The sequence below is a fragment of the Bradyrhizobium sp. AUGA SZCCT0105 genome (genome assembly GCF_018129565.1).
Classification (GTDB): domain Bacteria; phylum Pseudomonadota; class Alphaproteobacteria; order Rhizobiales; family Xanthobacteraceae; genus Bradyrhizobium.
The window spans coordinates 533,961-557,598 of sequence record NZ_JAFCMK010000002.1; the positions used below are offsets into that span (position 1 = coordinate 533,961).

Genomic DNA, 23,638 nt, shown 5'->3' on the forward strand with positions numbered 1-23,638 from the left:
CCATCATGGCAGAGAGCAAGACCTACACCGGCGGCTGCCATTGCGGCCAGGTGCGCTTCGAATGCACCACTGACATGGCCATGGTGACCGCCTGCAACTGCTCGATCTGCACCAAGAAGGGCCTGCACTTCGTATTCATGCCGCCATCGAGCTTCCAGCTTCGCGCGGGCGCCGAGAACCTGAAGGAATATCTGTTCAACCGCCATGCGATCCGCCACCAGCTCTGCGTCGATTGCGGCGTCGACGTGTTCGCGCGCGGCAAGAAGCCCGATGGCGCCGACATCATCGCGCTCAATGTCAACTGCATCGACGGCATCGACCTGTCGAAGATCGCGATGACGCCGGTGGACGGAAGGAATCGATAGAATTCACCGCCACATCCGTCATGCCCGGGCTTGACCCGGGCATCCATCATCTGGAGACAAAGACGTGGATGGCCGGATCATCTAGCGCGAAGACGCGCTTCGCTTCTGCCCGGCCATGACGAGAACAGCAGGACTGCGCACAGGCGATCACAAATCCAGCGCCTTGTAGCGCCGGAAGATCCCCTCCTCGTTGAACGGAATCCGCCGCTCGCTTGCCAGATACGTCTTGATGTTCGGCCGCTCGGCGACGCGGTCGCGCACCGCAATCAGGCGCGGGACCTTCTTCTCGAACGCGGCCATCCGCTTCGGAAAGGCGTAGCGCAGGCCTTCCACGATCTGGAACAGCGACAGGTCGGCGTAAGTCAGCCGGCGTCCGGTGACGAAGGCGCCGCCATTGGCCTGCACAAGATCCTCGAAATAGCCGAGATATTTCGGCACCCGCGATTTCCAGAACTCTTCCGTGCGCTTCTTCGCCGGCGCCTTCTGATCCTCGTAATACAGCGACGGGCCGAGCGGGTGATGGGTATCGTGGATCTCCAGCACGAAGTCCGCAATCGTCAGCTGCAACTCGTGCACCCAGAGCTTTCCCGCCTCCGCCTTCGGCGCGAGGCCATGGCGCGCGCCAAGATAGAGCAGGATGTTGGCGGTCTGCCCGATCACGAGTTGGCCGGCCTTGAGGAACGGTGGTGCAAAGGGCGGCGTGCCCTTGCGCGCGCCCATCATCTTCATCATGGCGCCGGTGCCGCCCTTGCCGCGCGCGACGTCGGTATATTCAGCGCCCGCATCCTCGAGCGCGAGGCGGACATATTCGCCGCGGCCCTGGATCATCGGCCAGTAGTAAAGCTGATAGTGCATGCACTTACCTCCACAAACTTCGCCGCATCGCTTTGCTTCACGGTGATCGTAGCCGTGGTGCGGTCAGATCGTCCACCGTCCACCGCGCGTCTGTCCGAATTGCGCGGAGACTGCTAAGGTTCCAGCGTCGAATCTTCGATGAAGGATCAACTTATGGCGGACAACAAGAAGAAGCGGGGCGCACAAGATCGCGCTCTGATCGCGTTGAGCGAGTCCTACGAAGTTGCGTACTGGTCCAAGAAGTTCAAGGTCACACCGGCAAAGCTCAAGGCGGCCGTCAAGAAGGTCGGGCATTCCGCCAAGAAGGTGGAAGCCCACTTCAAGGAGCAACGGCACATGGCCGCCGACCGCGCGCGGATCGCGATCAGCGAGCCCTACGAGGTCCGCTACTGGTCGAAGAAGTTCAAGGTGACCCCTGCCCGCCTCAAGGCCGCGGTGGCCGAGGTCGGACATTCCTCAAAGAAGGTCGAGGCCCATTTCGCGAACAAGAAGAAAACCGCAAAGAAAAAGAAGACTGCGAAGAAGACCGCCAAGAAGGCCGGCAAGCGCAAGGAGAGCTGAGCGGTCGAGGGCACGCCGCTCTCTCCTCGTCATTGCGAGCGAAGCGAAGCAATCCATCGCGCCGCATGCGCGGAAAGATGGATTGCTTCGTCGCTATCGCGCCTCGCAATGACGACCGTTTGTCACACGCCGCCCACCTCTCCCGTTAATTCGCGGCGAAGCAGTACAGCAGGCCGTCGCCGCCAGTGCTCTTCAGATCGGCTTGCGAGCAGCCGCCGTCAGGACCGCGCGAAGGATGCGACGTATTCCAGGATTTTGACGGCTCGTCATCGCGCAGACCCTTGCGGTCGAAATGCCCGACCATGGCGGCGCCTTGCGTGCTGCTTGTCCAGTTCTTGCAGGTGCGGTCCTCACCGGCCGCAAACGCCGTACCGTCGGCCTGCGATCCCGTCAGCACGTCGTGGCGGTTCGGCGTGTCGCCGGCACCGTTGATGACTTCGCCCTTCTCGGAGAGCGCGGTCTGCTTGGTGAGATTGTTGCCGGCGCTGTGCAGGTCGGCGACGTCCTTGGCGACCACGACGCCCTTCACATTCTTCCACGGGCCCTTGCCGATGCGATCGCGCGCGTTCACCGCGGGCTTCCCGTCGGCCGCCTGGGTCGAGAGATAGGCGCGCCATGTCTTCGGCGCACCGAAGCCCGCAGCCTGCGCCAGGGTCTGGCAATGATTGTCGGCGCCGGCGAGCCCGCCGAGATTGCCGCCATTGCCGATGCCGTTGCTGGTGACGAAGAAGCTGGTGTCGGCGGTCTGCGCCGTTGCCGGCGGCGCGGCCATGACGACGAACGCAAGACAGGCAGGAACCGCGATATGCGCAGTGAACTTCATCTCGTTCTCCCGATGGTTGCTTTAGCCCGCTGACATCAACCCGCAGGTAGTCCGGATATTCCGGCGCCACGACACGCGAATGAAGCCCACAAAACAAAAGCGCCGCGGTTGATGCCGCGGCGCCTTGTACTTGTCGTGACCGGCTGTCGATCAGTTGGTCTGCTGGATCGCCGAAAGCTCCCAGTTGCCGCCGCGCTGGCGCACGAAGGTCCAGACCTCGGTGATCTCCTCCGGCTGCCCGCCGCTGACCTGACGGCCGGTGCCGCGCTCCAGCATGGTGTCTACGAGCGAGTAGCGCATCGCGACCGTCGCATATTCGCTGTCGCCTTCGCGCCAGGCTTCCGCCAGATCGCCCTGCAAGAGCTTCACATTGGAGGTCTTGTTGGTGACGTTGCGCGCCTTGTTCTCCTCGAGATCCTTCGAGAAGTACGACACCATTTCCGGCGTCGCGAGCGTGTGCAGCTTCGCAATGTCCTCGTTCGACCACGCGGCCTGGATGTCGCCGAGCAACCGCTCGAACGTCTCGTAGTCACCAGGTGTGATCTCGACCGGCGCATTCGATCCGCCGCCGAGGCCAAAGCCGAAGCCCGAACGGGCGTTCGCCTGCGGACCAGGGCCGACGTCGGGGCCCCCCGCGTAGGCGGCGGCCGGCGCATTGCGCCGCTGCCACCACGACATCGCGAGCCGAACCACCAGCACGATCAGACCGATCTGCAGCAGCAGGCCGAACATCGACGACAACCCGCCGAGGCCCGAGAACAGGCCGCCGCCGAACAGCATGCCGAACAGGCCGGCGCCAAGGAAGCCCGCGGCCAGGCCGCCGAGCAGGCCGCGACCCATTCCGCCGCGGCCGAACAGGCCGCCGGAATTCGCCGCCGCCGGCGAGCCCATGCTGGGGCTACCAGGCTGGCTGAAGGTACGGTTCATCGGAGCAACCGAGCCCGGCGCGGTGCTGGTCGAGGGCGGCGCGGAGAATGTCCGCGAGCCGCGCGAGCCGCCGCCGCCAACGCGGGCGTCGGCCGCCGAAACGGTCATCATCACGGGCAGCGCCAGCGCCATCGCGACGGCGATCGCCCGGACAATTCCACGCGTGCGTTGCGAGAAATTCATGTTGGTTTCCTCAAAGGATTCCCCGGCATGGGGAAACACCCCTAACATGGGCAGGGCCCGATAAAAGTGAAGCGGGAAACGGGAACCGCGGCTGCGGCCCTCGGTCGCGGCGATGTGACACAATGGTCCTTGTGGATGCGACAGCGCGTCCTAGCGCGAGATGGGGCTCAGGTTCAACCGCGAGACCGCATTGCAACATTGCCCCTGCCCTGCAGGAAGCGAAGGGGTATCATGGCTCGTCACCCGGGCCTAGTTCGCCGTCATGGTTTCCTTCACCGCGGCAACCAGCTGCGTCAGCGTGAACGGCTTCGGCAGGAACGCGAACTGCTGGTTCTCCGGCAGGCTCTTCTCGAACGCGTCCTCGGCATAGCCCGAGACGAAGATGATCTTCAGCTCCGCATTGCGGCTGCGCATTTCCTTCAGCAGCGTCGGCCCGTCCATCTCCGGCATCACGACGTCGGACACCACGAGGTCGACCTTGCCGTTGTTCTCCTCGAACGCCTCCAGCGCCTCGACGCCGTTCGCCGCCTCGATCACGCTGTAGCCGCGCGAACGCAGGCCACGCGCATTCAGCGAGCGCAGGCCGTCCTCGTCCTCGACCAGCAGGATGGTGCCCTGCCCGGTGAGATCAGGCTTCGGCTTGGTGGCATCCGCGGCGGCGGTTTCCTTCGCCGCGCTGTTGCCGGCATGCGCCTCCGGTGCAACCTCTTGCTCCTGGTGATGCCTCGGTAGATAGATCCGGAACGTGGTGCCGCCGCCCGGCACGGAATCGACATAGACGAAGCCGCCGGTCTGCTTGACGATGCCGTAGACCGTGGACAGGCCGAGGCCGGTGCCCTTGCCGACTTCCTTGGTCGAGAAGAACGGCTCGAAAATCTTGTCGATGATCTCGTGCGGAATGCCGGTGCCGGTGTCCGAAATCTCGATCTTCACATAATCGGCCGCCGGCATGCCCTTGTTGGCGAGCTGCGCGGCTTCCTCGGTCGGCACGTTGGTGGTGCGGATGATCAGCTTGCCGCCGTCGGGCATCGCGTCGCGCGCGTTCACCGCGAGATTGACCACCACCTGCTCGAATTGCGAGACGTCGACCTTGACCGGCCACAGGTCGCGGCCATGCACAAGGTCGAGCTTGACCTTCTCGCCGATCAGCCGGCGCAGCAGCATGGTGAGGTCGGAGAGCGCATCGCCGAGATCGAGCACCTGCGGCCGCAGCGTCTGGCGGCGCGAGAACGCAAGCAGCTGCCGCACCAGCGTCGCGGCGCGGGTGGCGTTCTGCTTGATCTGCATGATGTCCTGGAACGACGGATCGGTCGGCTTGTGCGCGTTCAGCAGGAAGTCGTTCGCCATCATGATGGCCGACAGCACGTTGTTGAAGTCGTGCGCGATGCCGCCGGCGAGCTGGCCGACCATCTCCATCTTCTGCGACTGGTTGATCTGGTTTTCCAGCGCGCGCCGCTCGGTGGTCTCGAGCATGTAGACGATCGCGGTCTCGGCGTCGCGCTCGTCCTTCTCGACGGTGGTGACGAAGAACTGGGCGGAGCGCTCCTTAGGCCCGTCGAGCATCACCTCGACCGGCGCAATGTCGCCCTGGCCCTCGGCAGCCTGGTTGATCGCGGCGATCAGCAGGCCCCGGTCGCGCGGATTGACCGCGCGGAAGATCGACTTGGCCGCGCCGCCGTCGCCGTTCAACCCCTGCGCCAGCTTGGCATAGCGGGCATTGGCGCCGACCACATTGCCGCCGCGATCGACGGTCGCGATCGCCATCGGCGTATGGTCGAAGAAGCGCATGAAGCGCACCTCGGCGGCACGCTCCGGATCGGAATGCTCGTCGCGGGCGCGGCTGATCACCAGCGTGCGCGAGGCGCCCGCCGCGCCGTCGGCGCCGAAGGCGAGCTTGTGATAGAGCCGCACCGGCACGGTCTTGCCGCCGCGCATCCGCAGGTCGATGTCGAACACCTCGGTCTTGACCTCGCCGGGCACCGCCGCGATCGAGGTCAGCAGCGCCGCGCCGTCGCCCGAGACGATGTCGGTCAGCTTCAGGCCGCCCGAGCCGATCTCGGCGAGATCGTAGTCCAGCCAGTTGGCCAGCGTGGCGTTGATATAGGCGATCTCCCCGGCCGGATTGACCGAGAAGAAGCCGCACGGCGCATGATCGAGATATTCGATCGCGTGCCGCAGTTCCTGGAACACGTCTTCCTGGCGCTCGCGGTCGCGGGTGACGTCGGCGATCGACCACACCGCATATTTCGCGTCGCGCTTGCCCTCGCCGAGCGGGCGTACCCGCAGGCGCAGCCAGCGGCCTTGTCCGCCACCTTGCCCGGCCTCGTGGCCGGCGACGCGGACCTCCTCCTGCTGCCGCTTGCCCTCGCGCGCCGCCTTCAACAGGCGGAACACCGCCTCGGAGACGTCGGGGTTGCCGATAAAGACGCGTTCGACGGGACGGACGTCCTGCGGGCCTGCCGCGCCGGTCAGCGTGAGATAGGCGGCGTTGGAATAGACCACGTGGCCGCGGGAGTCGGTGACGACGAGCCCTTCATGGGCGTGGTCGGCGATCCGGCCCATCACCGGGTCGTCGCTCGTGCGGTCGGAGAAGCGGATGATGCCGGCGGCAAGGGCGAACAGGTTGAACAGCCCCACGGTGGCGAGCAGCGCCAGCACAAACAGGATATAGGGCTGCGCCTGGGTCCGGCCGATGGTCATGAGCCAGACCGCCACCGCGACGATGCCGGTGGCGATCAGGAGCACCAGCAGGATACTGCCGCTCCGCCGCGCTGGCCCGTGAGCCACGAACGGCTCGGTCGCGGGAGGATCGTTGCTATCGGCGGTCATCTGGAGAGACATGGCTCGTCTGCATCACGAAGGCGACCGGCCGGCCACCTCGCCCCTGAGTGCCTGAATCGGACCCGAAAACGCAAGTCCATCAGGCGGCAATTTCGCAAGTTACGCGCATTTCAAGCGGTTTTCCGCCCCTTACTGGCGCAGGCCGGACAGGCCGCGCCTCAGCCGCATCACGTAGCCGATGATTTCGGCAACCGCATGGTAGTGTTCGACCGGGATTTCCTTGTCGATTTCGACGGTCGCATAGAGCGCCCGGGCCAGCGGCACGTTCTCCACGATCGGAATGTCGTGCTCCTTGGCGATCTCCCGGATCTTGAAGGCGAGGTTGTCGACGCCCTTGGCGACGCAGATCGGCGCCGACATGCTGCGGTCGTAGGCCAGCGCCACCGAATAGTGGGTCGGGTTGGTGATGATCACCGAGGCCTTCGGAACCTGGGCCATCATGCGCTTCTTGGCGCGCTGGACCCGCAACTGCTTGATCCTGCCCTTGACGTGCGGGTCGCCTTCCGACTGCTTGAACTCCTCCTTCATCTCCTGCAGCGACATCTTGTGACGCTCGTACCAGGTCCGGTACTGGAAGAAGTAGTCGGCGATCGCAACCACGGCGAGGAGGGCGACCACCGCCGCCAGCAGGTGCACCGTCATGCCGGTGATGGCGGGCAGCAGCTCGGCCGGATCGACCCGCAGGAACGATTCCATCCGCAGCCGATCGGGCCACAGCACCATGACCATCACGACGCCGAGCGCGATCACCTTGAACAGGCCTTTCAGGAAGTTCGCCACCGCCTGCTTGCCGAACAGCCGCTTGAAGCCGGCCGCCGGCGAGATCTTGGAGAATTTCGGCTTGAGCTGCTCGCCCGACCAGACCAGCTGATGCTGGATCATGTTGCCCGCGATCGCGGCCAGCGCCAACATCAGGAACGGCACGCCGATCGCGGCGACCACGGCGTAGCCGAGCGTCTGGGTCAGCTGAAGCAGGCCGGCACCGTCGGTGCGTATCATCCATGAATTGGCGATCAGATTGCGCAGCGGCACCAAGATGCCGCCGCCGATCGAGCCGGAGAAGGTCGACAGCACCAACGTGGCGCCGGCGATGATGAACCAGGTGTTGACCTCCTGGCTTTTGACGACGTCGCCTTTCTCAAGGGCGTCATCGAGACGTTTTTGCGTAGGGTCTTCTGTTTTGTCTTCGGTATCGTCGGCCATCTCTTCTCCCTAGAACATGATGCGACTTGATCGCATCATGTTCTGCGGCCCCTATCTTTGACGCGTTTTCTTCACGCGAACCGGTTCCCACTTCGCTCGAAAACGCTCACTCATCAATTCATTGGAGCGAGTTGGCGCATGACGCCGTTGAAGTAGTCGAAATAGGTATTCATCATCGCCGCCAGCACGACGCCGAAGATCAGGAAGCCGACCACGATCGAGAGCGGCACGCCGACGAAGTAGACCTGCATCTGCGGCATCAGCCGCGCCAGCACGCCGAGCCCGATGTTGAAGACGAGGCCGAACACCAGGAACGGCGCCGACAGCTGCAGGCCGATCTTGAAGGCGGCGGAGAACGCGGAGGTCGCAAGCGCGGCGACGTCGCCGGTCGGCATGATCTCGCCCGGCGAGAAGATGCGGTAGCTTTCGCTCAGCGCCGCGATGACGAGATAATGGCTGTCGGTGGCGAACAGCAGCGTCAGGCCGAGGATGGTGAGGAAGTTGCCGACGATCTGGCCCTGCTGCCCCTGGGTCGGGTCGACCGCGGTGACGAAGCCGAGCCCGAGCTGCTGCGCAATCACGGAGCCCGCGACGTTGAGCGCCGACAGCGTCACCCGCGCGGTCGCGCCGAGCACGATGCCGATGATCAGCTCATGCACCATCAGGACGCCGAGCGAGGAGATCGACGTCAGGTCGACATGATAGGCGTTGCGATGCAGGGGAAGGATGATCAGCGTCAGCAGCAGCGCGATCGACAGCTTGACCCGTGCCGGGATGTTGCTCTCGCCGAAACCGGGCAGCAGCATCACCATCGCGCCCACGCGCGCGAAGACCAGCACGAAGATTGCGGCCAGCGCCGGAAGCAGGGAGACATCGATGCGCATGACCGCGGCATTAGTGCATCAACCGCCGATGATTCGCGACGAAATCCGCATCATGTGGCTACTGAGCGCGTCCGCCATGAAGGGCAGCGCCAGCAGCAATGTGACGAAGATCGCGAGAATCTTCGGCACGAAGACCAGCGTCTGCTCCTGGATCTGGGTCAGCGCCTGGAACAACGACACCACGACGCCGACCACGAGGCCGACCACCATCAAAGGCGACGATACCAGCACGATGGTCCAGATCGCGTCGCGTGCCACGTCGAGAGTTTCAGGGCCGGTCATTGTTGTTCTCGCCTTCAGTTGTTTGTTCTCGTCATTCCGGGGATCGCGACGCGAGAGCCAGGATGTGCAATTGCACATTTGAGAATCCATACTCCCGATCGTGGTTATGGATTCCGGGCCTGGTCCTTCGGACCATCCCGGAATGACGGCTAGATCGGCATCTTCATGATGTCTTCATAGGCCTGGATCACACGGTCGCGCACCGAGACCAACGTCGACACCGCAACGTCGGTGTCGGCGACCGCCGTCACCACATCCATCACATTCGCCTTGCCGGAGGCCATCGCCATGGTCTGCGCGTCGGACTTCTTGCCGGCTTCCAGCACGCTGCCGACGGAGTCCTTCAGCAGCGCGCTGAAGGACGGGCCGGCGACGGCCTGCCCGGCCTTCTCGACACCGCCGCGCTCCATCAATTTCGCGAGGTTGGCGTAGGCGTTGGCGGCGACTGTCGGTGTAGCCATGATTTGCGTTCCCTGTTCTCGTTGCGTCAGGACTTGAGGATGTCGAGCGTGCGCTGGATCATCCGCCGCGTTGCGCTGATGATGTTGAGGTTCGCCTCGTAGGAGCGCTGGGCGTCGCGCATGTCGGTCATTTCGACCATCGAATTGACGTTCGGATATTTGACGTTGCCGGAGGCGTCGGCCGCCGGATTGCCCGGCTCGTGCTTGATGCGGAATGACGACTGGTCGGGGCGGATCCGGCCGAGCGTCACGACCTGGGCGTCGAGCGAACGATCGAGCGCGGAGGAGAAGGTCGGCACCTTGCGGCGGTAGGGATCGCCGCCCGCGGTCTGCGCCGTCGAATCGGCGTTGGCGATATTTTCCGAGATCACCCGCATCCGCCCCGCCTGCGCGCGCAGGCCCGAGGTCGCGATGCTCATCGAGCGGGTGAAATCGCTTGTTCCATCTGCCATGGGATCCTCCCGCCGCCGTCAGGCTTTTGCTGGTTTGGGCATGATCTCCGCGCAAACGCGTTCCGCGTTTGTCGCGAGGGAAAACCGCATCACACTTTTCCGGATCATGCCCTAACCCTTGCCGATCGCGGTTTTCAGCAGATGCAGGCTCTTGCTGTAGAGGGAGGTGACGGCCGCGTAGTCCATCTGGTTGGCCGACACTTTCAGCATCTGGTCCTCGAGATTGACCGCATTGCCGGCCGGGCGGGTCTGGAACCCGCTCTTGCCGCGATCATTGTCGAATGTGTCCGGCGCACCGGACGCCGCCATGTGGGTCGCGCTGGTCTGCATCATCGGCAGCGTCCCCATGCCGCCGCCGACCGTGGTGCCGGCCCGGTCGAACTTCGGCTCGACCAGGTCGCGCGGCCGGAAGTTCGGCGTGTCGGAATTGGAAATGTTCTCGGCGAGCACCCGCTGGCGCTCCTGGTGCCACTGCATCTTGCTGCGCAACGCCGACAGGATCGGCAGATCGTTCATGGACATCGCCGCGGCTCCGTTAACCTCTTGGGCGCCTCTTGGGCCTTCCGAGGTAGGCAGAATTTGCCCGGTGTATGGTTAACGGGTGGTTAAAATGTCGGACGGAGCCGTGGAGAACGCCGCAACTGCGGCCGGCGAGCGCATTTTCGCCACGAATGCTGCGTTAACCAGCACAAACCAAGACAGCATGGGGCGCTGAGAAGTCGTTTTGGGACAAGCGATTCTTGGTTTATTAATAGAACAGTCGGCTGCAAGCCGCTGGGAATTAAGAAATAAGGCGAATCTCGGGCGCGATTCGCTGCGCAAAACCGCACCTATCAATCCGCGCTCGTTGATGGCGGAAGCTGAGGAAGGCCACGATGGCCGGGGACTCCAATATGCAGGTCATTACATTCGTCTTGGCATTCGTTGTCGTGCTGGCGCTGATCGGCGTCACCGCATGGCTCGTCCGCCGCTTCGCCGGGAACCGCCTCGGGGCCAACGCCAACCGCGGACGGATGCCGCGACTGGCCGTGATCGACGCCGCGGCCGTCGATGGCCGCCGCCGGCTGGTGCTGGTCCGCCGCGACAACATCGAGCATCTCCTGATGATCGGTGGTCCCACCGACATCGTCGTCGAGCCGAACATCGTCCGGGCGATGCCGGGGCGCGATCAGATGTCGACCCGCCCCGCGGTCGCAGCCGATGCCGCGCCGCCGCGCGTGGCGCCGCTTCCGGATGCCGCCTGGAACGAGAGCGAAGCCGCCCGATCCGACAATTTCGACCTTCCCGAGCCGGAGCTGCCGCCGCGACAAGCGCGGCCCTCCTTCGCCGACGAGCTGCGCCGGCCCCCGCCGCCGATCGCCGAGCGTCGCAACGATCCGCTGACGGGCTTTACGGCCGAGCGCAGCGAACCGCGGCCCGATCCGATGCCGCCGCGCCTGCCGCCGCGCTCCGAACCCGTCATCCCGCGTCCGCCGCGCGCTGCCGAGCCGCCGAAGGCGCCGCCGCGGGCGCCCGAGCGCGCCGTCACGCCGCCGCCTCCCCCTGCTCCGCCGCCGGTCGCAACCCAGGCGCCTCCGCCGGTGCCGCCGGCATCGAACGCCGATGCAAATTTGGCCGAGATGGCGCAGCGGCTCGAGGCTGCGCTGCGCCGCCCGACCGGCGCCAACGAGACCGCCGCACCGCCGGTTGCGCCCGAAGCGCCGCCGGTTCGCGCGCCGCGTAGTGAGCCGCCTGCCCCGCCCGCCGGCGGACAGAAGAGCGGCTTCGAGAATCTCGAGGACGAGATGGCATCGCTGCTCGGCCGACCGAAGAATCCTTCGTGAGATCAGGCGCAGTCCCGCGTAGAGTTTTTTTCATCGCTGTCCTGATCGCCGCCGGATCCTTCGCCGATCCGGCGATGGCGCAGGATATCAGCATCAATCTCGGCGGCGGTAATGGCGGCGTGACCGAGCGCGCGATCCAGCTGATCGCGCTGCTCACGGTGCTGTCGATCGCGCCGTCGATCCTCGTCATGATGACGTCGTTCACGCGCATCGTGGTCGTGCTGTCGCTGCTGCGCACCGCGCTCGGCACCGCGACCGCGCCGCCGAACTCGGTGATGATCGCGCTTGCGATGTTCCTCACCGCCTTCGTGATGGGGCCGGTGCTGCAAAAATCCTACGACGACGGCATCAAGCCGCTGGTCGCCAACCAGATCGGCGTCGAGGAAGCGCTGCAGCGCGCTTCGGTCCCCTTGCGCGGCTTCATGCAGAAGAACGTCCGCGAGAAGGATCTGAAGCTGTTCATGGACCTTTCCGGCGAGCCGCCGCCGGCGACGCCGGAGGAGATGTCGCTGCGCATCCTGGTGCCGGCCTTCATGATCTCCGAGCTGAAGCGCGCATTCGAGATCGGCTTCCTCCTGTTCCTGCCGTTCCTGATCATCGACCTCGTGGTCGCCTCGGTCTTGATGTCGATGGGCATGATGATGCTGCCGCCGGTGGTGGTCTCGCTGCCGTTCAAGCTAATCTTCTTCGTGCTGGTCGACGGCTGGGCGCTGGTCGCCGGCAGCCTGGTGCAGAGTTACGGGGGGTAGCGCCCTGCGAAACATTCATGGCCTGTCAGCTGGATCGGCCGCGCCGTTGCACTATCATGCGCGGCACCGCATCCAGGGAGCCGCGCCGTGCAGCAGCCATTCGACCGCGCCGCAGAAGACCTCGGCAACGCCATCCATCTCGAGCATGTCAACGTGCAGGTGCCCGACCAGCGCCTCGCCACGCTGTTCTACGTCGCCGGCATCGGACTGACCCGCGATCCCTATTTGATGGTCTCCGACAGCAACATGTGGGTGAATGCCGGCCGCAGCCAGTTTCATCTGCCGAGCGGACGGCCGCAGGTGCTGCGCGGCCACACGGCGATCGTGATCGCCGGACGGCAGGCCCTGCTACAGCGGCTCGCCGCGGTCGCGCCCAAGCTCGAAGGCACCGCGTTCGGCTATCGCGAGCGCAACGATCACGTCGAGGCCACCTGCCCCTGGGGCAACCGGCTGCGCTGCTTTGAACCGGACGCCGCGCGGTTCGGGCGCATCGCGCTCGGCCTACCCTATGTTGAATTTGAAGTGCCGCACGGCACGGCCGAGGCGATCAGCCGGTTCTATCCCGAAATCATGGGCATCCCCGCCGGCGTCGTGAACGGCGACGGTGTCGTCGCGCGCGCCAAGGTCGGCAAGGACCAGTATCTGCAATTCCGCGAGACCGACCAGGCGCAGGGCGAGTTCGACGGCCATCACGTCCAGATCTACATCACGGACTTCTCCGGCCCCTACAAGCGGCTGCGCGAGCGCAACCTGGTGTCCCGCGAGGACAATCAGTATCAGTACCGCTTCTGCGACATCGTCGATCCCGCCAATGGCCGGCACCTGTTCACCGTCGAGCATGAGGTGCGCAGCGCCACCCATCCGATGTATCTGCGGCCGCTGGTCAACCGCAATCCGGCGCAGACCAACCGCTCCTTCGCCAACGGCTACGACCAGGCGCCATGGGCGATGGCGCCGGACCAGTATGACGGATGAGCGCGCTCGCCCGCATCGCGACATCATCAGCACTCCCAGCCACGAGACGACATGCTTCCCTCCCAGCGCCATCTGTTCGAGATCCCACGTGAGGTCTGCTACCTGAACTCCGCGTCCTACAGCCCACTGCCGCTGAAAACGCTCGACGCCGGCCGCGCGGCGGTCGGACGCAAGGGCCAGCCCTGGACGATCGACGCCGGTTTCGCCGGCCGCCAGCATGAACGCGCGCGCACCGCGGCGGCGCGCCTGATCAATGCCGATCCTGATGACGTCGCGCTGATCCCGGCGATCAGCTACGGCATCGCGACCGTGGCGAAGGCGCTGACCATTCCGCGCGGCACGCGCGTTATCGTGCTGGAGAACGATCACTCCTCGCCGGTGCTGGAATGGCACGCCCGCGCCGAGGCGCAGGGTTTTGTCGTCAACACCGTGCGCCAGCCCGCCGACGGCGACTGGACGTCGGCGGTGCTTGCAACGATCGACCGCTCGGGCGCGCCGCCCGTCGCCCTCGCCTCAATCTCGTCGGTGCACTGGTCGGACGGCGGCATCATCGACGTCGACAAAGTGCAAGCCGCACTGCGGCGGCATGGCGCGATGTTCGTGATCGACGCGACGCAGAGCGCGGGTGTCGTGGCGATGGATGTGACCAAGCTCGACCCCGACGCCGTGATCTTCCCGACCTACAAATGGCTGATCGGCCCCTACGGCCGCGCCTTTCTCTACGTTGCAAAACGCCACCAGAACGGCGTGCCGCTGGAGCAGACCTCCGCCGGCCGCCGTGACGTCAATTCCGAGAAGCCGGTCTATTTCGGCGATCTCGCCTATGTCGACAACGCCCGGCGCTATGACATGGGCGAGCGCGATCATTTCATCACCCTCGAGATGGCGTCGATCGGCATGGAGATGATGGCGGAATGGGGCGCTGCCGCCGTCAGTGCGCGGCTCGCGATGCTCACCGAGCGGATCGCCGACGGTGTGCGCGATCTCGGACTCAACGTGCTGGCGCGCAGCATGCGCACGCCGCATATCCTGAGCCTCGGCATGGCCGGCGGAATTCCAAAGGAGCTGATCGCGCGGCTCGCCGCGGAGGACATCCATGTCGCGCTGCGGCTCGGCCGGATGCGGATATCTCCACACGTCTTCAACGACGAGGCCGATGTCGACCGCCTCATCGCCGTCTTGACCAAAGCGCTGCGCGGTTAACTTCGCTTGCGTCCCAGCGCGACGACGCTGAACAATTCAATCGCCAGCGCGACAGCCACTCCGGCCGCACCGATCACGAACAGCAGCGCATAATCGCCGCCGCTCTGCGCGAACAGGTAGGACAGGCCGTAGGCGCCTGCCGCCTGGAACAGCGCGAACGTCGTGGTGGCCTGCGCCCAGGCCGAGCGCTGGCTCGCGGCGGAGTGCGGAATCAGCTCGTGGATGCGGCCGATCACCAGCGGCACGATGCCTGGCGTGAAGCCGCCGACGATGAGGCTCGACACGATCAGCGCGGCGGGCGAGTTCGTCACGGCGGGCAGCGCGACCGCAACCGCCTCGATCAGGAACGCAGCGCGCAGCGCCGCAGCGAAGCCGGCGCGATCGGCGAGATGCCCTGTCAGCAGCGGGCCGACCACGGCGCCGATGCCGTACAGCACCCAGTAATACGATCCTGCCGCGATCCCCTGCCCGAGGCCGCGGGCGACATAATCGACCAGGAACACCATGTGCGGCACCAGCGCCAGCGCATTGAGCCCGTACTCCACGCATAGCGCGATCATCAGCGGCGAGCGCACACCATGCGCAGCAACAGGCTGCTCGGCCGCAGCATGTGCGGCAGGCACTTCTGCGGGCCACGCCTTCCAGCTGATCAATGTCAGCACCGCCGACAGCACGCCAAGGCCGTACCAGGCCTGCTTGATGCCCTGCTGCAGCAACAGCGGCACCAGCGTCCCTGACGCTGCGACACCCAGTCCGACACCGGCGAAGATCACGCCGCCGATCAAACCGCGCTTGCTTGGCGCGGTGTGGGGCAGGATCGCGGTCGCCGCCAGCACCATGATCACGCCGCCGCTGACGCCGGCGAGGAAGCGAAGTCCGAAGAACCAGACGAAGGAGATCGGCACCGCGCAGGCAAAGCAGGTGGCGGCAGCGAGCACCATCATGCCGCGCAGCGCCCACACCGAGCCGATGCGCGCGCCGAGATCGCGAGCGATCAGCGCGCCGGCGAGATAGCCGGCAAGGTTGGCGGCACCGAGATACACCGCTTCCGCCGGCGTGAGCCATTTCGCTGCGATCAGCGCCGGAATCAACGGCGTGTAGGCAAAGCGCGCCAGCCCAAGCCCGACCAGCGAGGCGCACAGTCCCGCGGCCGCGGACAGCCACAGCGGCCGGCCTGCATCGCGATGCGGCTCGGCGTGATGGCGCCTGTCATGATCGACATTGGCTGACATGGACATCGCAGTAGGCCCTCCGACCGTTCGTGAAAAATGATTAGTTGCGATCGCAGCAATCGCTCGCAGCGATCACAGCTCACCTCTCCCGATCGGGAGAGGTGCCCAGTTCGACGTGGCAGGGGCCGTCAGCGGGAAGATTTCAACGCCGTAGCGGCAGCGAGTTTCTTGCGATAGTCCAGCGCGGGCAGCCCGCCCCAGCCCCAATTATCGGTATCGACTTCCTCGATGATGACGAAGGTCGATTCCATCGGCTTGCCGAGCACGTCGCGCAGCAATTCGCTGGTGCCCTTGATCAGCGCCGCCTTCTGCTCAGGCGTGGTGGACGACACACCCGGCGTCGTCCCCTCACGCGTGACCTGGATGGTGACAACAGGCATCACACGCTCCCGATCGTGCTCGTCAGTGACCGGCGCTCTGGCCGCCGTCGACATGCAGGATCTCGCCGGTGACGAAGCCCGCGCCTTCCAGGAACAGCACGGCGTCGACGATGTCCTTCATCTCGCCCATGCGGCCCACCGGATGCAGCTTGGCGAGGAAGTCGTGGGTCTCGGGGGCGTGCATCGGCGTCTTGATCACGCCGGGCGCAACTGCGTTCACGCGGATGCCGTTGGCGGCATATTCGATCGCGAGCGACTTGGTCGCCGCGCTCAGCCCGCCCTTGGTCAGGGACGCCAGCACCGAGGGCACGTTGCTGTTGGCGTGGTCGACGAGGCTCGTCGTGATCTGCACGATATGCCCGGACCCCTGCTTCACCATCTCCTTCGCCACGCGGCGGGTGATGTAGAAGAAGCCGTTGAGGTTGGTTGCGAGCACCGACGCGTAGTCCTGGTCGGTGTGATCGGTGAACGGCTTGGCGACGAAGATGCCGGCATTGTTCACCAGCGTGTCGACGCGACCGAAGCGCGCGAGGGCCTGCTTGACGATGCGATCGGCGACCTCGGGATCGCCGATATCGCCCGGGACCGCCAGCACATCAGCATCGGTCGACGGCTTGATGCTGCGGGAATTGGCGACGACGCGGTAGTTGCGATCGCGGTAGCCCCTGACCAGTGCCTCGCCGATCCCCTGCGACGCACCGGTGATGATGGCAACCTTTTGCTCTGCACCCATGATATCTCTCCATCTGTTGCTGAAGCGGCATCAGCACCGCCTCGATGGAGAGCAACCTAGATACATCCGCATTTCGTGCGAATGCCCGCTATTCGGCAGACACTCTTCCGCGGCGCGAACGACTGGCCTGGCTGGCCTCGCGCGACAGCCGCTCGAAATAGCGCTTCAGCCGCGGCGCCGCGAAATCGACGAAGGCGCGCACCTTCGGCACGTCGAAGCGACCCTGCGGCGCCAACAGATGCACCGGCAAGGCCGGATGCTCGTCCTTGGCAAGCAGGATCTGCAATCGCCCGTCACGGATTTCCTCGGCAATGTGATACGAGAACAGCCGAGTGACGCCGTGCCCCTCGCTGGCCGAGGCGACCGCCGCCCGCACCGTGTTGACGACCAGGCGCGGCGCGAACTGGACCGCGCGCGCCACCTTCGACTTCGCGGCCGGCGGAAAGCTCCAGGAGTCGAGCCCGAAATGCGTCATCGCAATGATCTGGTGTTTTGCGAGATCAGCCGGCTCGCTGATATCAGGGTGCTGCGCAAGATAGCCGGGCGACGCCGCGACCACCCGGCGCACCTCACCGAGCTTGATCGCGACAAAATTGGAATCGGCGAGCTGCGCGATGCGCAGCGCGACGTCGATGCCCTCGTCGATCAGATTGACGGTGCGATCGAGCATCACGAGCCGCACCGTCACCGCCGGATATTCGGTCATGAAGGCGTCGAGCAGCGGCCGCAGCACGTCCTCGCCGACGACGACGGGTGCGGTGATGGTCAGCGTGCCGCGCGGCGCCGACCGTTCGCCGCCGGCCGAGATGTCGGCCTCCTCGAGCTCGCTGAGGATGCGGCGGCACGCCGCCGCGTAACCCTGGCCGGCCTCGCTCAGCTTCAGCGACCGCGTGGTGCGATGAAGCAGCTCGGCGCCGACATGATGTTCGAGGAACGCGATCGCCCGGCTGACCGCCGCCGGCGAGCGCCGCAGCTTCCGCCCCGCACCGGCAAGGCTGCCCTCGTCGACCGCCGCGACGAAGACCTTCATGGCGTCGATGCGGTCCATCGCTCTCCCCGGGCTCGCTGCAGCCGCTAGCCCTCTACGTCATACTGCTTGCTGAGGTGATCGCCGATCTGCACCAGCATCGCGACGCATTCGGGGTAGCCGGGCCGCGCCACCGTGGCTTCGTTGGCGCTGGCGCGGAATTCCCAGCTGTCGCCGTCGTGCAGCACGGAGATGTCGATACCGTCGGGGCAGTCGGCATGAACTTTCAACTCGGCCCGCGCCATCGCGATGAGTTCGGCTTCAGTCTTGATCGGCTTGCTCATGTGACGGCGTCCTCCCGGCTGGCGACATCAGCCATGGTTGCCGATTTGGCAGCGAAATGTCGAGAGGACGCACCCGATCACGGGCTGTTGCAATTGACAAATTGCAGGTCCCCGGCGAACATCGGATCGGGTCGATACTACCCGCCGCTTGCACCCCGCCCGGGGACGGTGAACGTATCAAGCCAGGTTTCAGGCTTCCTTTGCCCGCACGAACGGGTCAGCAACGCAAGCCCCTGACGCTTTCCGTTCGTCGATGCAAAGGTTGATCCCATGCGCGACTTTCGTGATGCCAAGGCCATGGCGCAGACGCTGCGCGAAGCGCTCGCCGCCAAATCGATCCCCCTCACCCACAGCGACAGCCTGGAGCTGGTCGCCAGATTGTTCGGTCAGCGCGACTGGAACACGCTGGCGGCGCGGATACAGGCCGCCGGACCGCCAAGCACGCCGGCACAGGCTGCAGACTCCACTGCAGAATCACCGCCGATCGCCGCGCGGCAGGAAATCGCGGTGGATTCCGCCGTGCTCGACAATTATGCCGGCTTCTACAAGCTCAGCGACCGCGCCGTGTTCACGGTGACACCCGACGAACATCATCTGGTGATGCAACTGACCGGGCAGCGCTCGGTGCGGTTCTTTGCGGAGAGCGTGACCGAATTCTTCGCCAGGATTGTCGACGCCCAGGTCAGCTTCGTCGTCGGACCGGACGGACGAGCCACCTCGCTGATTCTGCATCAGAACGGCAGCGATATTGCGATGGCGCGTATCGATGCCGCGGCGGCAGGCAAGATCGCCGATCAGACGGCGGAGCGCGTCAAGAACCAGTCGGCCAGTCCTGGAACCGAGGCTGCGCTGCACCGCCTGATCGATGGGATCGCCTCGGGGAATCCCAACTACAATGAGATGAGCCCGGCGCTGGCGGCGGCGACCCGCAAGCAGATGACGTGGCTTCAGCCCCTTGCGGACCTCGGGACGATCCAGGCGATCCGCTTTCTTGGTGTCGGCGAGCAAGGTGAAGACGTCTATAGCGTCAGACAGGCGAACGGCGCCGCGCACTGGCGCATCGCGCTCGACGACAAGGGCATCATTTCAACCGCGTGGGTGACACCCGGCCCGTAACAGCCCGTGCCGCTACGGCGTCGCGCCGGCGCGGCGCTCGCCCTTGATGACCGGGAGCGTGCTGACCGGCGCGGCCCTTGGCCCGTCGGCCAGCGATCCGGTCGTGACCGGATCGGGCAGCGGCGCGCGGGCGGTGGCGTCGGGAAAGCGGGTCTTCATCTCGCGGATGAAGCCGTCGAGCGTGTCGACGCTGGCGGCCATCCGCGCGATCTGGGCGAATTCGGCGCTCGAGGTCGCTACCGGCTTGCTGGCCGCGTCGAACGCCAGTCTGTCGGCATCGCCGGACATCAGCGGCGCGTATTTCTCGCGGAACCGGGACAGCCCGATGGCGTCCTCGGCGAGCGCGTAGCCGACCACGGCGCGGATGATGTCGGCCTTCTCGCTCGGGTTGAGCGGCGTGAAATCGCGCCAGCGGTCGCCGTAATAGAGCTCGATCTGCTCGGACGCCTCGCGCCAGTGCCGCGACGCCCAATAGATGTCCGAACGCAGCCGGATCGCCTCGCGGCCGGTGATGTTCGAGATGATGTCGAGCGCGAGGTCGTGCCGGCCGACGTCGCTCTGCGCGCGCGCCTCGAGCAGCAGCCGCTGCTGGCGCAGTTCGCCGGAGAGATCCGCGATCCGGGTCGAGCGCAGCGCGCCGATGGCGCGGTCGGGCTTGCGGTTCATCAGATAGACCATCGCAAGCCGCGCGGCGACCTGGGCGCGCGCCGCGCCTTCGAGCCGCTTGTCGACCTGGTACTGCAGGAGGTCGGCGGCCTGGTCGAGCAGATCGACGCCGACGAGACGGTCGGCGAGACGGCGGATCATCTCGTCGCCGCGGCGGCCGATCGGCGTCAGCTCGCGATAATCGTAGAAGGTGCCGAGCGCATCGATTGGCGCCATCTCGTCGCCCTTCGGGCCGAGATAGAGCTGCACGAACAACGCCGAGGCGGCATCCTGCGCCTGGCGCGATTCCGGCGCGTTCGGCTGCAGCCGGGTCGCCGCACGGGTCACCGCGAAGGCATCGGCATAGCGCGCGGTCTCGGCATAGATCTGCGACAGCACATACAACGTCTTCAGCTCGATATTGTCGCCGCGCCACAGCATCGACAAGAGTTCGAGCTCCTTCAGCACATCGTCGCGGCCGATCTCGCCGCGCTTCTGCCGCAGCAGCGTCTCCAGCAGTCTGCCTTCGGCGGCGGCCTGCCGGTCGGGCGAACCGGCGGCGAAGCGATAGGCGTCGAGCGCATCCTTCTCCTGGCCGAGCGCTTCGGCGAGCCGGCCGCGCAGCACCGCAACCGCGGGCTTGAGCGCGTCGGGAATGCCGACCACGTCGAGATCGCTCTTGCGCCGCGCGGCGCCGGCATAGTCCTTGACCTCGAGCGAGGCCTTCATCGAGTCGATCGTGACGATGCGCTGCAGATCGGGCGGCAGCGTCGCGACCGCGAATTCGGCGTTCTTGAACTTTTCGCGCGCCTCGGGCCATTTGCCCTCGCGGGCGAAGGCGAGCCCCTTCCACAATTGAGAATCGTAACCGTTGCCGATCACGGGATTGGCGAGGTCCTTGAGGCCCTGCGCCGGGTGCCCGATCAGGATGCTGGCAACCGCGTGCACCATCACCACGGAGGCCGCCTCGCTGCCGCGCTTGCTTTCGGACAGTATCAGATTGGCGACACCATGGGCTTCCTGGTACATGGCGCGTGCCATGTAGAAATCGGCGAGATCGAGCCGCGCCTGCGGCAGCTGCTCGGCATTGGCCGTCGAAGCCGCCGCGATCAGGCCGTCGAGCTGCTTGAGGAAATTCTCCGACTGGTTCTTGCGCCACTCGTCCGGATCGAACAGCGGCTTCACCGCCGCGGTCGCGCGCTCGGCGGCGACGTCGGCCGACGACAGCGTCAGGCCGCCGGGCCGGCCCAGCGTCACCTTGTCGGCGCCGACCTCCGCCTTGACGTCGTCGGCGTTCGGATGAACCACGACGCCGTGGATCGATTCCAGCAATGAGAGCTCGACGAAATCCTGCCGCTTGATGATGCCGCGGGTCGGCGGCGGCGCGGTCACGACCCAGAGCGTATCGCCCGCGTCGGGATCGATCAGTCTGTGGAGCTGGCCGGGATTGGCGAGCGGCACGCTGACATTGGCGAGCGAGGGCTCGCTGATGTTGCGCACCACGCTGAGCGGCAGCGGCGGCTTCTGCACCCGGTCGGCGAAGGTCAGCGTCCAGCTCACGCCGCGCGAGCGATCGTCGCTCTCGAGTGACGGCATCTGCGGCCTGTTGAGGCGGAAGCGCACCGCCTGCCCTTTCTCCAGCGCGATCCGGCTGACGTCTGATATCAGCGAGCCGGCCTTGGCGCGGATCGGATCGACGTCGATCGCCTCAGGCGTGTCGAACACCATCCACACCGTGTCGGCGCGACGGAACAGCGCCGCCGGCGTCACGCCGGGGAATGAGAACGTCACCCGCAACCCGTCGCTGTCGCGCTGGGCTTCGACCGCGGAACTGGCAGCAGACTTGGCGTTGGCGCGGGCTTCGGCAGGCGGCGATGGCGCCGCCGCTGGCTTCGGCGCCTCCATGGCCGGCGCGGCCGCGACAGCAAGCGCAGGCTTTGGCGCGTCGCTCTGTGCCGTCGCAGCGCTGCCCTCGCGCGGCGCGGCCGGTGCAGCGGCTTTCTCGACGTCAGCCGCCGGCGCCGCGGCGATCTTCGGCAGCTCCGAATTAGGCAGCTCGGATCTCGGCTGTTCCGATTTGACGGGCGCGGGCGCCGGTTGTTCGGTCGTGGCCTGTTCGGGCTTGACCGGCTCCGACTGCACCTGTTCGGACTTTACCGGCTCGGACTTTACCTGTTCCGACTTGGCCGGCTCCGCCTTGGGTTGCTCTGCCTTGGATTGCTCGGACTTGGATTGCTCAGATTTGGGTTGCTCGGACTTGATCTCGATCTTGGCCTGCTGCGCGATGCTTTCCGACGTCACCGGCGCGATTGCAGCCGCACCCTTCGGTTTGCCGCGCGGCGTCGGCAACAACGAGCTCAGCGAGGGCTTCGCCGCCGGCTGCTGCTCGCTCTGCTGGAAGGCGACATCGACAATGTAGTTCTTTTCGTCGCGGAACGAATGCACGTCGACATCGCCAATCAGCGTCACGTCGACCGCCGAGGTATCCGTGTCGGCGCGCGAGCTGATCGACGCGACGTTCGGGGGAGCGGCAACCTTGGCATCGGCTAGGTCGAAGCTCAGGACCGAGTTGAAGGACAGCGTCAGCTTCTGCTCGTTCAGCACCGAGGAGACGCTGACCCCGTCGGGAACCTCGAACACGAAACGGACGAAGGTGGGCTGCACCAGTGCGCGAACCCGGATCGGCGGCTTCTTCTTGGCGGCATCGGCGGCGCGCTGGATGCGCAACAGACGCTCGGCGGCACGGGCGCGCTCCGCCAGTTCGCGGATCACTTCCTGCGGCAGCGACGGCGGCGGGCCGGTCCAGCCGTCGGGGAGAAAGTCGACGAAGATGCGCTCGCCGGCGGTCATGGTGTTGATGGTGACGCGCCGCGCCAGCGACAGGCGGATCGCCGAACCGTCGGGATCGCGGCGCGCGGCGCCGACATAATCGGGCACCGCATCCGAGAGTTTCTCGACGGGGATATCGACTGGACGCTTGAAGCGGATCACGATGATCGAGCCGGCGGTCGTGACCTCCGACTCGACATCCTCCTTCAGCTTCAGCACCAGCCGGGCATAGCCGTTCGCGGCCGAGAATGTCGCCTCGCCCGGCACGGGCGGCAGGTCTTGGGCCCGCACTGTGGCTGGATATGTGAGGTTTGTGAGGGCAAGGCCAGTGGCGAGCAGGCACAGACGGGCAGTCCGCGCCCAGGCGCGGCCTAGCGACCATGTTTCAGCGGCAGCCGTTCGCGCCATCTCGAAACGTCTTCTCGGACCTCTGCCATACCAGCGCGAAGCGCCCTCGCCCACGCGTCCCGATCTTGGATCGGGCGGCGTTAAGGAGCTGTTAACGTCAATGGATTGTTTCAGAGGACGCTACGAGGGGACCAGGAAGGTGTCTTTGAAGCGGGTTTCGGAGGCGGCTTCGCCCCTGCGGTAATCTGTCAGTCGAACGCGTTTGTGGTATGGTTAAAGAATACTTGCCATCACATTGGAACGGCTCGCGGAAATGGGTGGTTCAAGCTACCGCTCAATACGGCGAGATTCGACATCCAGAATCATCTGAAAGCAGTTGAGCAGCAAACCGCTTGTATTGCAGCGGCGCTGGATGAAGACGATCCATCTTTCGTCGCTACGGCTATCGCCGACGTCG

General features: G+C 65.6%; 23 protein-coding genes. 7 read left to right on the plus strand and 16 right to left on the minus strand.

All coding sequences use genetic code 11. The features are described 5' to 3' along the window. The first annotated feature begins 5 nt into the window (after window positions 1-5). Entirely contained in the window at window positions 6-365 is a 360-nt protein-coding gene (locus tag JQ573_RS11610; protein WP_212310033.1) for a GFA family protein, read from the plus strand. Between the two features lie 147 nt (window positions 366-512). Here JQ573_RS11610 and JQ573_RS11615 read toward each other — a convergent pair whose 3' ends face one another. Beyond that, window positions 513-1,220 (minus strand): glutathione S-transferase, encoded by a 708-nt coding sequence (locus tag JQ573_RS11615; protein ID WP_212310034.1) that lies wholly within the window; start codon window positions 1,218-1,220, stop codon window positions 513-515. Window positions 1,221-1,373: 153 nt separating this feature from the next. Between JQ573_RS11615 and JQ573_RS11620 the strand changes: the two genes are divergently transcribed. Next, the gene (locus JQ573_RS11620; protein ID WP_212310750.1) at window positions 1,374-1,781 is read left to right on the plus strand and encodes a DUF3606 domain-containing protein; all 408 of its coding nucleotides are present in this window, start codon (window positions 1,374-1,376) and stop codon (window positions 1,779-1,781) included. A gap of 145 nt (window positions 1,782-1,926) precedes the next feature. On the opposite strand, the gene JQ573_RS11625 is transcribed toward JQ573_RS11620, so the two are convergent. The 9 genes from JQ573_RS11625 to flgB all read right to left on the minus strand — a co-directional run bounded on the left by JQ573_RS11625 (window position 1,927) and on the right by flgB (window position 10,359). Then, complete coding sequence (locus JQ573_RS11625; protein ID WP_249131783.1) at window positions 1,927-2,553, minus strand: lectin; 627 nt, start codon at window positions 2,551-2,553, stop codon at window positions 1,927-1,929. Window positions 2,554-2,754: 201 nt separating this feature from the next. Beyond that, window positions 2,755-3,714: a TIM44-like domain-containing protein gene (locus JQ573_RS11630; RefSeq protein WP_212310036.1), complete on the minus strand. Its 960-nt coding sequence runs from the start codon at window positions 3,712-3,714 to the stop codon at window positions 2,755-2,757. A 249-nt stretch (window positions 3,715-3,963) separates the two neighbouring features. Beyond that, a complete protein-coding gene (gene cckA / locus JQ573_RS11635) occupies window positions 3,964-6,543 on the minus strand; it encodes a cell cycle histidine kinase CckA (protein ID WP_212310751.1) in 2,580 nt (859 codons plus the stop codon). A 141-nt stretch (window positions 6,544-6,684) separates the two neighbouring features. After that, entirely contained in the window at window positions 6,685-7,758 is a 1,074-nt protein-coding gene (gene flhB / locus JQ573_RS11640) for a flagellar biosynthesis protein FlhB (protein ID WP_212310037.1), read from the minus strand. A gap of 113 nt (window positions 7,759-7,871) precedes the next feature. Beyond that, window positions 7,872-8,642 (minus strand): flagellar biosynthetic protein FliR, encoded by a 771-nt coding sequence (gene fliR / locus JQ573_RS11645; RefSeq protein ID WP_092115392.1) that lies wholly within the window; start codon window positions 8,640-8,642, stop codon window positions 7,872-7,874. 18 nt (window positions 8,643-8,660) lie between these two features. Further along, window positions 8,661-8,924: a flagellar biosynthesis protein FliQ gene (fliQ, locus tag JQ573_RS11650; RefSeq protein ID WP_050401183.1), complete on the minus strand. Its 264-nt coding sequence runs from the start codon at window positions 8,922-8,924 to the stop codon at window positions 8,661-8,663. 149 nt (window positions 8,925-9,073) lie between these two features. Further along, window positions 9,074-9,385: a flagellar hook-basal body complex protein FliE gene (fliE, locus tag JQ573_RS11655; protein WP_092115393.1), complete on the minus strand. Its 312-nt coding sequence runs from the start codon at window positions 9,383-9,385 to the stop codon at window positions 9,074-9,076. A gap of 26 nt (window positions 9,386-9,411) precedes the next feature. Next, window positions 9,412-9,837, minus strand: coding sequence for a flagellar basal body rod protein FlgC (gene flgC / locus JQ573_RS11660; protein WP_097675999.1), 426 nt, complete (start codon window positions 9,835-9,837; stop codon window positions 9,412-9,414). A gap of 111 nt (window positions 9,838-9,948) precedes the next feature. Further along, complete coding sequence (gene flgB, locus JQ573_RS11665; RefSeq protein ID WP_207831093.1) at window positions 9,949-10,359, minus strand: flagellar basal body rod protein FlgB; 411 nt, start codon at window positions 10,357-10,359, stop codon at window positions 9,949-9,951. Window positions 10,360-10,730: 371 nt separating this feature from the next. On the opposite strand from flgB, the gene JQ573_RS11670 reads away from it, so the two are divergent. The 4 genes from JQ573_RS11670 to JQ573_RS11685 all read left to right on the plus strand — a co-directional run bounded on the left by JQ573_RS11670 (window position 10,731) and on the right by JQ573_RS11685 (window position 14,587). Next, window positions 10,731-11,660, plus strand: coding sequence for a flagellar biosynthetic protein FliO (locus JQ573_RS11670; protein ID WP_212310038.1), 930 nt, complete (start codon window positions 10,731-10,733; stop codon window positions 11,658-11,660). Further along, window positions 11,657-12,409, plus strand: coding sequence for a flagellar type III secretion system pore protein FliP (fliP, locus tag JQ573_RS11675; protein ID WP_212310039.1), 753 nt, complete (start codon window positions 11,657-11,659; stop codon window positions 12,407-12,409). Before JQ573_RS11670 ends, fliP begins: the two co-directional genes overlap by 4 nt. Before the next feature lie 87 nt (window positions 12,410-12,496). Beyond that, window positions 12,497-13,384: a hypothetical protein gene (locus tag JQ573_RS11680; RefSeq protein ID WP_212310040.1), complete on the plus strand. Its 888-nt coding sequence runs from the start codon at window positions 12,497-12,499 to the stop codon at window positions 13,382-13,384. A 51-nt stretch (window positions 13,385-13,435) separates the two neighbouring features. Next, the gene (locus JQ573_RS11685; protein WP_212310041.1) at window positions 13,436-14,587 is read left to right on the plus strand and encodes an aminotransferase class V-fold PLP-dependent enzyme; all 1,152 of its coding nucleotides are present in this window, start codon (window positions 13,436-13,438) and stop codon (window positions 14,585-14,587) included. Here the strand turns inward: JQ573_RS11685 and JQ573_RS11690 are convergent. The 5 genes from JQ573_RS11690 to JQ573_RS11710 all read right to left on the minus strand — a co-directional run bounded on the left by JQ573_RS11690 (window position 14,584) and on the right by JQ573_RS11710 (window position 18,243). Continuing rightward, entirely contained in the window at window positions 14,584-15,825 is a 1,242-nt protein-coding gene (locus tag JQ573_RS11690; protein ID WP_249131621.1) for a YbfB/YjiJ family MFS transporter, read from the minus strand. The genes JQ573_RS11685 and JQ573_RS11690 overlap by 4 nt on opposite strands. 122 nt (window positions 15,826-15,947) lie before the next feature. Then, window positions 15,948-16,199 (minus strand): 4-oxalocrotonate tautomerase family protein, encoded by a 252-nt coding sequence (locus tag JQ573_RS11695; protein ID WP_212310042.1) that lies wholly within the window; start codon window positions 16,197-16,199, stop codon window positions 15,948-15,950. A 22-nt stretch (window positions 16,200-16,221) separates the two neighbouring features. Then, window positions 16,222-16,932, minus strand: a complete 711-nt coding sequence (locus JQ573_RS11700) for an SDR family NAD(P)-dependent oxidoreductase (protein ID WP_212310043.1) — start codon at window positions 16,930-16,932, stop codon at window positions 16,222-16,224. Between the two features lie 88 nt (window positions 16,933-17,020). Next, the gene (locus JQ573_RS11705; RefSeq protein WP_212310044.1) at window positions 17,021-17,980 is read right to left on the minus strand and encodes a LysR family transcriptional regulator; all 960 of its coding nucleotides are present in this window, start codon (window positions 17,978-17,980) and stop codon (window positions 17,021-17,023) included. A 26-nt stretch (window positions 17,981-18,006) separates the two neighbouring features. Then, window positions 18,007-18,243 (minus strand): hypothetical protein, encoded by a 237-nt coding sequence (locus JQ573_RS11710; protein WP_212310045.1) that lies wholly within the window; start codon window positions 18,241-18,243, stop codon window positions 18,007-18,009. A 270-nt stretch (window positions 18,244-18,513) separates the two neighbouring features. Between JQ573_RS11710 and JQ573_RS11715 the strand changes: the two genes are divergently transcribed. After that, entirely contained in the window at window positions 18,514-19,359 is an 846-nt protein-coding gene (locus tag JQ573_RS11715; RefSeq protein ID WP_212310046.1) for a glyoxalase superfamily protein, read from the plus strand. Window positions 19,360-19,371: 12 nt separating this feature from the next. On the opposite strand, the gene JQ573_RS11720 is transcribed toward JQ573_RS11715, so the two are convergent. Continuing rightward, on the minus strand, window positions 19,372-23,241 hold the full coding sequence (locus tag JQ573_RS11720; RefSeq protein WP_212310047.1) for a tetratricopeptide repeat protein: 3,870 nt from the start codon (window positions 23,239-23,241) through the stop codon (window positions 19,372-19,374). Window positions 23,242-23,638: the final 397 nt, after the last annotated feature.

Excerpts from the sequence above, each read along its gene's own strand:
- JQ573_RS11610 (WP_212310033.1), top strand. The coding sequence starts at position 6 with ATGGCAGAGAGCAAGACCTACACCGGCGGCTGCCATTGCGGCCAGGTG.
- JQ573_RS11615 (WP_212310034.1), bottom strand. The coding sequence starts at position 1,220 with ATGCACTATCAGCTTTACTACTGGCCGATGATCCAGGGCCGCGGCGAA.
- JQ573_RS11620 (WP_212310750.1), top strand. The coding sequence starts at position 1,374 with ATGGCGGACAACAAGAAGAAGCGGGGCGCACAAGATCGCGCTCTGATC.
- JQ573_RS11625 (WP_249131783.1), bottom strand. The coding sequence starts at position 2,553 with ATGGCCGCGCCGCCGGCAACGGCGCAGACCGCCGACACCAGCTTCTTC.
- JQ573_RS11630 (WP_212310036.1), bottom strand. The coding sequence starts at position 3,714 with ATGAATTTCTCGCAACGCACGCGTGGAATTGTCCGGGCGATCGCCGTC.
- cckA (WP_212310751.1), bottom strand. The coding sequence starts at position 6,543 with ATGACCGCCGATAGCAACGATCCTCCCGCGACCGAGCCGTTCGTGGCT.
- flhB (WP_212310037.1), bottom strand. The coding sequence starts at position 7,758 with ATGGCCGACGATACCGAAGACAAAACAGAAGACCCTACGCAAAAACGT.
- fliR (WP_092115392.1), bottom strand. The coding sequence starts at position 8,642 with ATGCGCATCGATGTCTCCCTGCTTCCGGCGCTGGCCGCAATCTTCGTG.
- fliQ (WP_050401183.1), bottom strand. The coding sequence starts at position 8,924 with ATGACCGGCCCTGAAACTCTCGACGTGGCACGCGACGCGATCTGGACC.
- fliE (WP_092115393.1), bottom strand. The coding sequence starts at position 9,385 with ATGGCTACACCGACAGTCGCCGCCAACGCCTACGCCAACCTCGCGAAA.
- flgC (WP_097675999.1), bottom strand. The coding sequence starts at position 9,837 with ATGGCAGATGGAACAAGCGATTTCACCCGCTCGATGAGCATCGCGACC.
- flgB (WP_207831093.1), bottom strand. The coding sequence starts at position 10,359 with ATGTCCATGAACGATCTGCCGATCCTGTCGGCGTTGCGCAGCAAGATG.
- JQ573_RS11670 (WP_212310038.1), top strand. The coding sequence starts at position 10,731 with ATGCAGGTCATTACATTCGTCTTGGCATTCGTTGTCGTGCTGGCGCTG.
- JQ573_RS11685 (WP_212310041.1), top strand. The coding sequence starts at position 13,436 with ATGCTTCCCTCCCAGCGCCATCTGTTCGAGATCCCACGTGAGGTCTGC.
- JQ573_RS11690 (WP_249131621.1), bottom strand. The coding sequence starts at position 15,825 with ATGTCCATGTCAGCCAATGTCGATCATGACAGGCGCCATCACGCCGAG.
- JQ573_RS11695 (WP_212310042.1), bottom strand. The coding sequence starts at position 16,199 with ATGCCTGTTGTCACCATCCAGGTCACGCGTGAGGGGACGACGCCGGGT.
- JQ573_RS11700 (WP_212310043.1), bottom strand. The coding sequence starts at position 16,932 with ATGGGTGCAGAGCAAAAGGTTGCCATCATCACCGGTGCGTCGCAGGGG.
- JQ573_RS11705 (WP_212310044.1), bottom strand. The coding sequence starts at position 17,980 with ATGGACCGCATCGACGCCATGAAGGTCTTCGTCGCGGCGGTCGACGAG.
- JQ573_RS11710 (WP_212310045.1), bottom strand. The coding sequence starts at position 18,243 with ATGAGCAAGCCGATCAAGACTGAAGCCGAACTCATCGCGATGGCGCGG.
- JQ573_RS11715 (WP_212310046.1), top strand. The coding sequence starts at position 18,514 with ATGCGCGACTTTCGTGATGCCAAGGCCATGGCGCAGACGCTGCGCGAA.
- JQ573_RS11720 (WP_212310047.1), bottom strand. The coding sequence starts at position 23,241 with ATGGCGCGAACGGCTGCCGCTGAAACATGGTCGCTAGGCCGCGCCTGG.